Below are 13,769 nucleotides of genomic sequence, written 5' to 3' on the forward strand. Positions count from 1 at the left end.
TGTTCTGATTAGGCGACGGGTTGCTACTACAGCAGTTTTCCTTTGGATACAATACGCGCTTTGGTAGCCCAGCTGCGCCCCTACGATATATATTCCATCGAATTGAAAACAGTTATAAACTTTGAAAAAAGGCTAAGGGAAAGCAGTTCAGTAAAAATCCCTTGCGGTTAATGCTGAGTTAAGAGTATAACAGAAAACAGAACTAACTATTCATAAGGAATAATCCTAATGACTCAATTAGCAAATGTAAAATCCAGTCTAAATGACTTTGAATTACGAGATGGCATTTATTTTCCTAGTGACTACGAACAACTGAATAATACTCAACACAAAAAAACATGGGACGCAATTGGTAAAACATACTATGGTTCCCAAAAAATTGAAAAAGTTACAGATGCATCGCCCATTAAACAAGATTACACTCTGCTAACTGGCACGCCTGGAGGTACCTGGGACAAATTTCCGTTGAATAAATCTGTTGATTCTATTCTGGAAATTGGTTCTGGTTATGGTCGCGCACCTTTACATCTCTCGAAAGCTAAAAATCTGAGATGCAAAAAATATTATGGAATTGATATTTCTGAACCTTTATTGCGGCGGTTAATCAAAGTTAAACAAGAATATAATTTTTTCCCAGAAGCTGAATTTAACTTGATTTGCGATTCTGCTGAAATATTGCCCTTAGAAGATAATTCTATAGATTTGGTAATTTCTAACTGCGTCTTTATGCATATCCCAGATGCACAATTAAGAAATTTGTTGGCTGATATATCTCGCGTACTAAAACCTGGTGGAATTTTTGTTTTTAATCATTCATTTCACAACAAGTCTTGTCCTTCTCATATTATCCATAATTTTATCAGAAGGCTAAACCCATTTGTGAGAAACCCAGTTTATCTCAAGCAATATACATCTGCTGAAATTAATGAAATGTTAGCGACTACTGGTATCCAAACGAAGTGTCCACAATACATTGTCGAACCAACGGAAGAATATGCAATTTTGCCGGAAACCATTAAAGGAATTCCAGTGCCCTTTGCTAATGCTATTAACAGAAGTCTTAAACCATCAGATGCTTTAAAAGAAACTTTGGCTTATGGTTTTAGTGCTTACAGCAGTCAATTAGACTAATTACAGACCACGCCCTACGGGCACAGCAATGCTGTGCCCCTACAACAGATTTTTCAAAAAGCTTACCAGGTAGACTTTTTGAAGCTTGATCAATCTTATTGCTAGATTATGCCTTTTAGCTCACACAATAGATCATCGAAAAGTTCAACAATTTTTTGAAGCTGCTGATTAATATATTCTTTTAGATATGTTTGATAAGTTGTATTCCAGCTATTTTGATAACCTTCCTTCTCTACGTTTGGATAGCATTTTTTAACTTCTGGTAAAAGCCAGTCAAAGATTCCAGCTTCAGTGATCTTACCCCTGTTTTGATTTGTGAGAATCGCAAACCGCAGATCCCCGACTTCGTAAAAGTTGTCGGGGATCTTGTTTCTGACGAATGATTCAGGATTGCTGTATTTGTTATGTAATTTACCAACTTTTCACAACATATTGGAAATAAAGTTGGTAAATTATGGATTAGTTGAGCTAATTCTTCCCCAGACAACTATGCCATTGGATTTATCGCCTCTTTGGATATCACTCAAAACTTCATTACTTGCTACATTTATCACCTTCTTCTTGGGTATCGCTGCTGCCTACTGGATGCTGGGATATCGTGGCAAAGGTAAATCGTTGATTGAGGGCATCTTTATTGCGCCTCTGATTTTACCACCCACGGTTGTCGGTTTTTTATTACTGCTATTTTTTGGGAAAAATGGCCCTGTAGGGAAACTTATGCAGGCTTTTGACTTTAGCATCGTCTTTACTTGGTATGGTGCAGCGATCGCAGCTACCGTAGTTTCTTTCCCTTTGATGTATAAAACTGCATTAGGAGCCTTTGAACAAATAGATGGTAATTTGCTGCGAGTCGCCAGAACTCTTGGTGCAACTGAAGCCACAATCTTTTGGCGTATCAGTTTACCCCTAGCACTACCTGGCATTGTTGCCGCCACAATGCTCGCTTTTGCCCGTGCTTTGGGAGAATTCGGGGCGACGTTAATGCTGGCTGGTAACATTCCAGGAGTTACGCAGACAATCCCAATGGCGATTTATTTTGCGGTGGAAGCGGGAGCAATGAATGAAGCGTGGTTCTGGGCGATCGCAATTATGGTGATTTCTCTATCTGGAATTATTGCAGTCAACTTCTGGCAAGAATTGAGAGAAAAGAGGAGGGGAGTAGGGGGCAGAGAGCAGGGAGCAGGGGAAGCAGGGGGAGAAAATCTTTATACTCCGCATACTAGCTTTGAATCTGGCAGATTGTTAGTCAACATTGAAAAAATACTTTCTAGCTTTGATTTAAAAGTTGCTTTCACTACTGATGAGCAACCCTTGGGATTGTTAGGGGGTTCTGGAGCAGGTAAAAGCATGATTTTACGCTGCCTTGCGGGGATAGAAACGCCCACAACCGGGCGCATAGTTTTAAATGGTAGAGTTCTGTTTGACTCGGAACAAAAAATTAATTTACCCAGTCGCGATCGCCGCATCGGTTTTTTAGTGCAGAATTACGCCCTGTTTCCCCACATGAGTGTGGCGCAAAATATCGCTTTCGGCTTGCCCAAAGGACTATCTGCTGGTAGTATTCGGGTGCAGGTAGAGGAGCAACTAATAGCAATGCAGTTGCAGGGATTAGGCGATCGCTATCCGCACCAACTCTCAGGGGGACAACAACAACGGGTAGCTTTGGCAAGAGCATTAGCAAGTCAACCAGAAGCGCTGCTTTTAGATGAGCCGTTTTCTGCACTTGATACCCATCTGCGTAGTCAATTAGAGCAGCAAATGACAGAAACTCTAGTTACCTACCAAGGTGTGACTCTATTTGTCACTCATAATATGGAAGAAGCTTATCGGATTTGCCCAAATCTGTTGGTATTGGAGCATGGTAGAGCAGTTCATTATGGCAGCAAATATGATATTTTCCAGCATCCTGCTACTGTGAGCGTCGCCCAACTTACAGGATGTAAAAACTTCTCCCGTGCTGTCCTCCAATCATCACAACAGGTAGAAGCGACTGATTGGGGTTGTAATCTCCAAGTCGTTGAACCTGTCAAGAGCGAATTATCCCACATCGGCATTCGTGCCCATCAGTTCATTTTTACCAACAACTCATCACAGGAAAATACTTTTCCCTGTTGGGTAGTACGAACAAGTGAAACGCCCCATAGGATGACGTTATTTCTCAAACTACATTCGGCTGGCAAGAATTCTCAAGATTATCATCTGCAAGCTGAAGTCTTCAAAGAAAAATGGGCGACTATGAAAGACCAACCTTTTCCTTGGTATGTGCGTTTAGATCCTCTGCGGTTGATTTTGATGGAATGAACGCAGAGATATATGTAACAGAGGGTGTTGCATAAAATGCTTGTGGAGGGTTGGGTTAGACTACAACCTGAAAATCGTCAAATCCTAGTTCACTATGAAACAAGGATCGCATTGGCTAAAAGGCGATCGCTGCTGATATTTTGTAATTAGACCATATACGAGCGTACAAGTTAGAAAGTATGCGATTAGTAAAACTAAATAGTAATCAATTAACTATAGCAATCCTAAATTATTTCTGAGAAAATACTATATTCATTGAGCTTATGTAAGTCGAAAACTTGAAAATTAATTGATAGCTTAAATAACACCTTGACTACAGTAAAAGAATGACAGAAAAAATAAAACTATTCTTACAATCGTTTTACTTGCAGGCAAATATCTTTTACAGAATTCTATGGTGGTGCATTGGAGGCAAATCTGAAGCAGTTAAGCAGCCATTGTTTTTTTCAAGTTCACGATTTAATGAATCTAAGTAATCTTAAATTTGCTGCGAACGATGATAGCTTGCACCATCCAAATTTTATCATCTATGGAGAGCGATCAAAGCGTTTAGACTCAGGCAGCCTGAAATTATTGATAATATTGTCAAAAAGGTGAGTTTGGACATTAACTTTATAAGCGATCGCAAAATGTAGAATTGAGCTTCAATGGCTGAAAGCTTTGTTATAGCTTATATAAAATATCAAAATTTTCAAATTAACCTGTAAAATGCGGAGTCAATATGTAGTATGTAATACTTTGTACGTGTTACAATCAGTTATTTTACTGAGGTGAATGTTGGTTTTTGTAAATAGTCTTAGATTATTCTATTAATTTTGTATGAACATTATGAACATACAGATAAATAAAACCCCTCTGGTTTAGCAAAACAAAAGGGCGTAGCGTAGCTAGAGGATAAATATATACAGTTTCACAAACCAACGGTATTAGCTTGTCAGCTTTGCCAACAAATCGTTGTTTTTGTGTGATTATTTTGTAATAGAAAACCCAAAATAATAACGATTAACGCTCTTTTATTACTTTCATTAGAGAATATTTAAAATCTTGTTTATCCGTGCTTGGTTCTAAGCAAGAGTTTTTCAGATTTACTAATCAAGCGAGGCTTTGAAAAAGATTCAAAATCAATATTTTTTCTATCGCCAGGACAAAAAAAGAGCATTAATTACATTTAAATTCTTTCCCAGGTAAGAATTTAAATCCAAATTTTGTGTAATTAGTTCTGTGGAGATCGACCTTAACCTGCATTCTTCCAAAAGTTCAAGCATTTCTATTTATAGATTTGGTTGGTGTGATTATTTATGGACTGATTACCATGATTCATCACACAACGAATCGCACGCTTTATAACTTTTTTCGTAAAAACAAACTTTAAGTAATCATAAATTATGTTGGACACAATATCTACCAGAATCAGTACCAAGCTTACTCAAAATCTTCAGGAGGAAATTTCTGCTAATCGCCTAGTTTTCATCGACTCACGGGTGGAGAACTACCAAACCTTGGTAACAGGTGTCTTGCTGAATACTTCTATTGTAGTTCTAGATATCGAGCGGGATGGCATTGAGCAAATTAATCAAGTACTGGCATCCCATCAGGGAGTTAACAGCCTACATATTGTTTCTCACGGCGCACCAGGACGAGTCTATTTAGGAAACAGTCAACTCAACAACGAAACACTCAATCACTATGCAGCACAACTTATGGGTTGGGCAAGTGCATTGAGTACAGATGCACAACTCCTACTGTACGGTTGTGAAGTAGCTAAAACAGAGCAAGGCATGGCATTTGTACAGCGCCTGAGCGAACTCACAGGTGCAGTAGTAGTAGCATCTGATAATTTAACGGGGAGTACTGCATTAGGCGGTGACTGGAAACTGGAAGTAAACACAGGAGTAAGTGTTCCTTCTCTAGCATTCCAGCCAGAAGTGATGGCAGCCTACGCTTCAGTACTAGCTGTAGTACTTCCTGACACCAGCTTTGGCGGTGATGGCAAGGTCACTACTGATTTAGGCTTCATCGCTATTGATATCGGCCGCAGTGTTGCTTTACAAAGTAACGGCAAAATTGTTGTCGCAGGAGACAGCAACGGTGACTTTGCCTTAGTACGTTACAACACTGATGGCTCACTCGACACCACCTTCAGCAGTGATGGCAAAGTTACTACTGGTTTCGGCTTACTTACCACTGACATCGGTTACAGCCTTGCTATCCAAGCAGATGGCAAGATTCTCGTCGCTGGAACTGACGGCAGTGACTTTGCCCTAGCACGTTACAACAGCGATGGCTCACTCGACACCACCTTCAGCAGTGATGGCAAAGTTACTACTGGTTTCGGCTTACTTACCACTGACATTGGCCACAGTGTTGCTATCCAAGCAGATGGCAAGATTCTCGTCGCCGGAACTGACGGCAATGACTTTGCCCTAGCACGTTACAACAGCGATGGCTCACTCGATACCACTTTCAGTAGTGATGGCAAGGTTACTACTGATTTAGGCTTCATCGCCGTTGACATCGGCTACACCACTGCTGTACAAGCTGATGGCAAAATTATCGTCGCTGGAGTAAGTAATGGTGACTTTGCCCTAGTACGTTACAACAATGATGGCTCACTTGATACTACCTTTAGTAGTGATGGCAAGGTTACTACTGATTTCGGCTTACTTACTATCGATAGCATCTACAGCCTTGTTGTACAAGCAGATGGCAAGATTCTCGTGGCGGGGCAGAGTAACGGTGACTTTGCCCTAGCCCGTTACAACAGCGATGGCTCGCTCGACACTAGCTTTAGCAGTGATGGCAAGGTTACTACTGATTTCGGCCTGCTCCCCAACGAAATTGTCTACAGCCTCGCCGTACAACCGGATGGCAAGATTCTTGCCGCTGGAGTAAGCAATAATGACTTTGCTCTAGTGCGTTACAACAGTGATGGCTCAATCGACACCACCTTCGATAATGATGGTAAGGTCAGTACTGATTTAGGCTTACTCACCGTTGACATTGCCTATGGACTTGTTCAACAGCCCGATGGCAAGATTATCGTCGCCGGAACTGACGGTACTGACTTTGCTGTGGTGCGTTACTTGGTTGACGAAATTCCCACAAATTTGCTATTGAGCCAGTTAAACGTTAATGAAAATGTGGCTGCGGGGACAGTAATTGGCACATTTACCACCACAGACCCAGATGCAAACGACACATTTACTTACAGTTTAGTTGCAGGAACTGGCGATACTGATAATAGTGCATTCACAGTTGTTAATAATCAACTCAAAATCAACAGTTCCCCAGACTTTGAAACCAAATCTAGTTACAACATCCGAGTTCAGACAACTGATGCAGGTGGAGCTTTCTATACCAAACAGTTAACAATTGCAGTTAACAACCTTAACGATGCGCCCACAGAATTGACAGTAAGTAAGCTAGCAGTTGATGAAAATGTAGCTGCTGGGACAGTAATTGGCACATTTACCACCAAAGACCCAGATGCAGGCGACACATTTACTTACAGTTTAGTTACGGGGACGGGCGATACCGATAATAGTGCATTCACAGTTGTTAATAATCAACTCAAAATCAACAGTTCCCCAGACTTTGAAACCAAATCTAGTTACAATATTCGAGTTCAGACAACTGATGCAGGTGGAGCTTCCTATACCAAACAGTTAACAATCGCAGTTAACAATCTGGACGATCCGGGTGTTAATGACGCTCCCACAGGCTTGGAAATAAGCCAGTTAAACGTTAATGAAAATGTGGCTGCGGGGACAGTAATTGGCACATTTACCACCACAGACCCCGATGCAAACGACACATTTACTTACAGTTTAGTTGCAGGGACTGGCGATACCGATAATAGTGCATTCACAGTTGTTAATAATCAACTCAAAATCAACAGTTCCCCAGACTTTGAAACCAAATCTAGTTACAACATACGAGTTCAGACAACTGATGCAGGTGGAGCTTTCTATACCAAACAGTTAACAATTGCAGTTAACAATCTGGACGATCCTGGTGTTAATGACGCTCCCACAGGCTTAGAAATAAGCCAGTTAAACGTTAATGAAAATGTAGCTGCGGGGACAGTAATTGGCACATTTACCACCACAGACCCAGATGCAAACGACACATTTACTTACAGTTTAGTTGCAGGGACTGGCGATACCGATAATAGTGCATTCACAGTTGTTAATAATCAACTCAAAATCAACAGTTCCCCAAACTTTGAAACCAAATCTAGTTACAACATTCGAGTTCAGACAACTGATGCAGGTGGAGCTTCCTTTACCAAACAGTTAGCAATTGCAGTTAATAATCTCAACGACGCTCCCACAGGCTTGGAAATAAGCCAGTTAAACGTTAATGAAAATGTGGCTGCGGGGACAGTAATTGGTACATTTACCACCACAGACCCCGATGCAGGCGACACATTTACTTACAGTTTAGTTGCAGGGACTGGCGATACCGATAATAGTGCATTCACAGTTGTTAATAATCAACTCAAAATCAACAGTTCCCCAAATTTTGAAACCAAATCTAGTTACAACATCCGAGTTCAGACAACTGATGCAGGTGGAGCTTCCTATACCAAACAGTTAGCAATTGCAGTTAATAACCTTAACGATGCGCCCACAGAATTGACAGTAAGTAAGCTAGCAGTTGATGAAAATGTAGCTGCTGGGACGGTAGTTGGCACATTTACCACCACAGACTCCGATGCAGGCGACACATTCACCTACATTTTAGTACCAGGGACTGGCGATACCGATAATAGTGCATTCACCGTTGATGGTAGTCAGCTTAAAATCAACAGTTCCCCAGATTTTGAAACCAAATCTAGTTACAACATCCGAGTTCAGACAACTGATGCAGGTGGAGCTTCCTATACCAAACAGTTAACAATCGCAGTTAACAATCTGGACGATCCTGGTGTTAACGATACGCCCACAGATGTGACAGTAAGTGAGCTAGCTATTGACGAGAATGTAGCTGCGGGGACAGTAGTTGGCACATTTACGACTAGCGACCCAGATCCAGGCGACACATTTACCTACAGCTTAATATCGGGGACTGGCGATACTGATAATGGTGCATTCACCGTTGATGGTAGTCAACTTAAAATCAATAGTTCCCCTGACTTTGAAACTAAATCTAGTTACAACATCCGGGTTCGGACAACTGACGCAACTGGAGCATTCTTTGATAAAGAGTTGGCGATCGCAGTTAATAACCTGGATGATTCCGGTGTTAACGATGTACCAACCCTTACGAAGAATGCTAATAACGATATCTTTACTATCAAAGGTAAAGGTAACAGTGAAAAAGCAACCCTCTCAGTCAAGCTCACAGAACAGAGTTCTAATCAAATTTATGAACTGGGAGTATTTGCGGTAGATGATGAACAAGGGAAAATTCAAGGTATTGCCTCTAGTGATGCTGGCTACACTGAAGCCGCTTTGAAACGATCCAAGGTGCTTCTCTCCTCGCTTACCAATTATCCGACTGGATTTAATGCTGATTTGAGCAGTTTAGCGGAATTTACTTCTGGTGAACAGCTAAGATTTTACTTGATACCCAGTAGCACTACTGATAGTATCTTGGCTGGACAAGCTCCTTTTAAAAACGTACTGATTTCTGACTCGACCAATCTCAAAATTACAAGCTTGAGTAACAATAACTTCTCCTTGTCTTGGAAAGCTAGTAACAGTAACGAATTCCAGGATCTGGTGGTCAAAATTCAGGCAACAGATGAAGATTTGCCTTTGGGTGCAGCTTCCCAAGGACAGCAACAAGGAGAACTCCTTGACTTACGTGGTGTGACACAAGCAGTAAAAGCTGATTTTGTCGTTAATAGAGAAGCTGCATACAACAATTTTGTAGGCTTTTATAAAGTTGCTGATGAAAATGGTGGTATTGACACCAACGGCGATGGTACAGCAGATATTCTCGTCGGGCAGGCTGGTTATACCGAAGCTGCTGTGCGTGGACGTGTTACAGGCATTGACTTGACGGTGAATAACCAAGGCACCGCAACTTCCTCTGGCACTTTCGAGCCTGATTCTCTGTTTGCACCGTTTATTATTGTCAATGGGAAACCCGATGCCATTCTCGATGGCAATGCTAATAACGATCCGAAGGCTTACTTCACATTTTTGGGAGCTAACTCAGATAAGACAGATCACATTCGTCTGTTAAAAAACAATACCTTTGGCTTTGAGGATTTAGGAAATGGGGGTGACAAAGATTTCAACGATATGATTGTGCATGTCAATTTGAACGTTGTTTAGTGGGACTTAGGTAAAAAATACCCCAAAAATAGCCTCAAATCTATATAGAGAAAAACTTTGACATCGATTTGCTTAGTTTCTTGATATAGCAAGGGACTGGGGACTAGGGACTGGGGACTGGGTGAAAAGCCTTTTTGTGTCTAAGTTTTATCATCTGTTAATGTCCTAACCACCTTGGCTGTTGCTATATATCTGGGTTTGGGCTGTTTTTGAGCATTTTGTGTATTTCCCCTACCCTACATAAGTTTGAGGCTTGTTCCTCCCTGACGAATGTATTAAATCCCATTAGTCAAGTCTTTACTTCAAGCGCCCAGATTTGAAGAATCTGAGCGCTTGAATATTAGGTTGCAGAGAAACTTCTGCTAGATTGAGAAATTATGCAGGCATCATGTGCATACTTCTGCAAGATTCTGCACACTTGCGGCAAGCAGCACATTCCATCATTTTCGCGTCATCGCTCATCATCTCACAAGCCATTGCAGTGCGATGTCTACGACGGGCTACGCCTACGCACATTTTTGTATACAGCATACAAGTGCGTCCCATGAACTCAGAACCTCTTACTATAACGAACCGCAGAGAGAAGTAATTAGTGTTACGATGTGGGTTGTAGAATTGATTGGAGTTTGAGTAAGCGATCGCTCGCTGTTTGTAATGTCTCAGGTCTTTTGCTGAAGCAAAATCTGATCAATGAATGTCCTTTTTCTGGTTGGCTGAAAAAGCTGGAACCAGGAACTACGGCAACACCAATATTTTTAATTAGATGATAAGTAAATTCAACATCAGTTTTGTAGCCAAATTTGGAAATATCTGCAAGAACGTAATAAGCTCCTTTGGGAACGAAATAGGGAATGCCAACTTGATCTAGAATCTGTAAAATTCTGTCTCGCTTCTGGTGATAAAGTTTGGCTAGTTCTTGATAATAGGATGGTGGCAATTGCATGGCGGCAACTGCGGCTCGTTGCAATGGTGCGGGAGCGCCAACAGTGAGAAAATCATGGACTTTGCGAATCGCTCCCGTCAATTCGGGGTTTGCCAAAATGTAGCCGACTCGCCATCCAGTGACGCTATAAGTTTTGGATAAACCGTTAATGGTAACGGTGCGTTCTTCCATTCCGGGAAGGGTCGCTAAGGCAATATGTTGAGTGCCATCATAGAGAATATGTTCGTAGATTTCGTCTGTGAACGCTAACACATCCCACTTTTGACAAAGTTCAGCAATTAGGGCGAGTTCTTCACGAGTGAAGACTTTACCTGTGGGGTTGTGGGGTGTGTTGATAATAATAGCTTTGGTATTGGCATTGAAAGCTTGACGCAACTGTGCTTCATCAAATGTCCAATCGGGGGGATGCAGTGTCACATAGCGGGGTATAGCACCAGCTAAAATCGCATCGGGGCCGTAGTTTTCGTAATATGGCTCAAATACAATCACTTCATCCCCAGGATCGACTGTCGCCAGCATCACAGCTGCCATTGCTTCTGTGGAACCGCAGGTAACGGTGATTTGGGTTTCGGGATCGATATCTAAACCGAGATACCAACGAACTTTGTTGGCGATCGCATGACGAAATGGGCGATCGCCCCAAGTAATGGCATACTGGTTGACATCTGCCTCTATTGCTTCGTAAGCTGCCTGTTTCAACTCTAAGGGACAGGGAAAATCAGGGAACCCCTGCGCCAGATTCACTGCATCGTGTTGCAGTGCCACCCGCGTCATCTCTCGAATCACTGACTCTTTAAACTGGTCTGCCTTCGCTGATATTTTTTGGCGCTGCATCTCATTCACCCCTATACCTCCGTTGATCTCTATTGCAGTTATCCGGGAATTTCTGTAAACCAAATAAAATTCACAATATCGATAGATTTATCGTAGTATACTCAAATTCCAGATCCAGAGAGAATGCAACCTTATAATCTATATACTTAATTATTGATACTAATAGTCAATTATTGAAGTACTGATCCAGAATCATCATGAAATCTTTGCACCGTCCCGATCTTTATAGCTGGTCTAATTTCAATCCGGCAAGAAATATTGATTTCAATGGGATTGCCTGGATTCGCCCAGATGGCAACATCTTGATTGACCCAGTAGCCCTATCAAACCATGATTGGAATCATCTGAAATCCCTCGGTGGTGTAGTTTGGATTGTGCTGACAAATTCCGAGCATGTCAGGGCAAGTAAAGAAATTGCCGATCAAACTTATGCTAAGATAGCTGGCCCTCTGGCAGAAAAACACACTTTCCCCATACCTTGCGATCGCTGGCTGTCTGATGGAGAAGAATTTGTACCAGGACTTAAGGTGATTGAACTCCAAGGCTCGAAAACTCCCGGTGAATTGGCTCTGTTATTGGAGGAGACGACTTTGATTACAGGAGATTTAGTCAGGGCACGCAAAGCAGGTAGCTTAACTATATTGCCAGATGACAAGCTGCTGAATCGAGACGAGGCTGTTGCTTCTGTTCACAGATTGGCTCAACTGAGTCGGATAGAAGCAGTGCTGGTGGGGGATGGTTGGCCCGTCTTCCGTGATGGAAGCGATCGCTTACAGGAACTTGCAGCGACACTATAAATGGGTGGGGGCGATCATCGGTTTAAATGTTGGGGAAGTTAAGGCAATACTTTCTGCCTAACAGACTGTTGCTAAAACTTCTTCAATTCTTTAGCTCATAGGGCGTTTTAATTAAGTGCATTTTTATCCAGAATTTGCATAAGGAACAAACAATCACTACAGCAGCGTCTGTCTTTATAGCTGTTTTAGAAAAGAGATACTAAATTAATTTCAATTGGTAAAGTTATAGAATTATATACTTTATTGTATATTCTTGCCTGAATACTATTTATGAGTTCTATAACTGTTGGCTAACATCCCTATATACTATGAAATTTATGCTGAAAGACTACTTTGACCCCAATAAAATGCGAATTTTCACTGCTCTGATTTTGACTGGAATTTTGTCTATTGCTAGCAGTTTAACACTTATCAAAGATGCTACGGGCGCTACTGCAAAGTTTTCGTTAGAAACAAGCAATGAAGTTCTCAAGGACAATATTAAACCAAACCGCTTGCCACGCCTAGTAGCTAACGCGGTACTGCAAGATTTAGGACGCAGACAGGGAATTTCAACCAGACAAGTGCAAATTATTGATTATAATCAACAGACTTGGCGTAATGGTTGCTTGGAACTGCCTCAACCTGATGAACTCTGTACCCAAGCGTCAGTTCCTGGTTGGCGGCTTGTAGTGTCCAATGACAAACAAAACTGGATTTATCATACCAATAGTAACGGGCGATCGCTACGTTTAGCTTCGACAAACACTTCTTCAGATAAATTACCTGCATCTGTAAAAAATGCTGTTTTGCAAGCCGCCTCGAAACGTTTGCAACAGCCAATTTCTCAGCTAACCATCATTGAGGCTCAACAGCAAACTTGGAGAGATGGCTGTTTAGAATTACCTAATGCTGATGAATTTTGTACCCAAGCTTTGCTACCAGGTTGGCGGGTGGTTGTTGGTCAAGGTGAACAAACCTTGGTTTATCATACCAATCAAACAGGTTCTGCAATCAGGCTGAATCAAAAGGCTAGCTCAAATACACTGGCCCCTGTGCAAATTCCAGTCAGCGAGTTACCACCACCATTAGCTCAATATGTAGTATTTCGGCAAATCTCCAGTGGTGGTTTTGCTGGCAGAACCTATGAGACTGTTTTACTCAAAGATGGGCGATTGATTCGGGTGCGGATTGGTGATGCCAATGATTCTGAGCGTAGCGTTCGCCGCGTTTCTGTGCAACAAGTGCAACAATTTCAAAGATTTTTAGAACTTTCTAAATTTAGTAAGTTTCGGAATCTGAGTTACCCAGCGCCTAGTGGTGCGGCTGATTATATCACCTACACTATCACCAGTCAACAGGGTACAATTCAGTACAATGATATTTCTCTAAATAACTTGCCAAAGAGTTTACAGACAATAGTCAAAGCTTGGAATCAGCTTGCAGCCAGCGCCAAATAGTAAACCTCAGTGATGGGATTAAATAGCGATTGTTTTA

At 41.6% G+C, this 13,769-nt stretch carries 6 protein-coding genes and 2 pseudogenes; 5 read left to right on the forward strand and 3 right to left on the reverse strand.

The window, feature by feature from the left end; translation table 11 throughout:
- Positions 1–228: 228 nt before the first annotated feature.
- Together V7K35_RS15320 and modB are read left to right on the forward strand one after the other, a co-directional pair.
- Positions 229–1,131: a class I SAM-dependent methyltransferase gene (locus V7K35_RS15320; RefSeq protein ID WP_335080124.1), complete on the forward strand. Its 903-nt coding sequence runs from the start codon at positions 229–231 to the stop codon at positions 1,129–1,131.
- Between the two features lie 489 nt (positions 1,132–1,620).
- Entirely contained in the window at positions 1,621–3,432 is a 1,812-nt protein-coding gene (gene modB / locus V7K35_RS15325) for a molybdate ABC transporter permease subunit (protein WP_335080300.1), read from the forward strand.
- Between the two features lie 224 nt (positions 3,433–3,656).
- Here the strand turns inward: modB and V7K35_RS15330 are convergent.
- Positions 3,657–3,946 (reverse strand): annotated as a pseudogene (locus V7K35_RS15330) (IS630 family transposase); the annotation flags it as partial.
- An 871-nt stretch (positions 3,947–4,817) separates the two neighbouring features.
- Between V7K35_RS15330 and V7K35_RS15335 the strand changes: the two are divergent.
- Positions 4,818–9,719, forward strand: coding sequence for a DUF4347 domain-containing protein (locus V7K35_RS15335; protein WP_335080125.1), 4,902 nt, complete (start codon positions 4,818–4,820; stop codon positions 9,717–9,719).
- Positions 9,720–10,094: 375 nt separating this feature from the next.
- On the opposite strand, the pseudogene V7K35_RS15340 reads toward V7K35_RS15335, so the two are convergent.
- Both V7K35_RS15340 and V7K35_RS15345 read right to left on the reverse strand, forming a co-directional pair.
- A pseudogene (locus V7K35_RS15340) lies at positions 10,095–10,289 on the reverse strand (hypothetical protein); the annotation flags it as partial.
- Positions 10,290–10,314: 25 nt separating this feature from the next.
- Positions 10,315–11,496: a pyridoxal phosphate-dependent aminotransferase gene (locus tag V7K35_RS15345; RefSeq protein WP_335080126.1), complete on the reverse strand. Its 1,182-nt coding sequence runs from the start codon at positions 11,494–11,496 to the stop codon at positions 10,315–10,317.
- Between the two features lie 197 nt (positions 11,497–11,693).
- Here V7K35_RS15345 and V7K35_RS15350 point away from each other — a divergent pair, with 197 nt between their 5' ends.
- Complete coding sequence (locus tag V7K35_RS15350) at positions 11,694–12,293, forward strand: MBL fold metallo-hydrolase (protein WP_335080127.1); 600 nt, start codon at positions 11,694–11,696, stop codon at positions 12,291–12,293.
- 308 nt (positions 12,294–12,601) lie between these two features.
- On the forward strand, positions 12,602–13,732 hold the full coding sequence (locus V7K35_RS15355; protein WP_335080128.1) for a hypothetical protein: 1,131 nt from the start codon (positions 12,602–12,604) through the stop codon (positions 13,730–13,732).
- The last annotated feature ends 37 nt before the right edge of the window (positions 13,733–13,769 follow it).

The organism is Nostoc sp. (genome assembly GCF_036917275.1).
Classification (GTDB): Bacteria; Cyanobacteriota; Cyanobacteriia; order Cyanobacteriales; family Nostocaceae; genus Nostoc.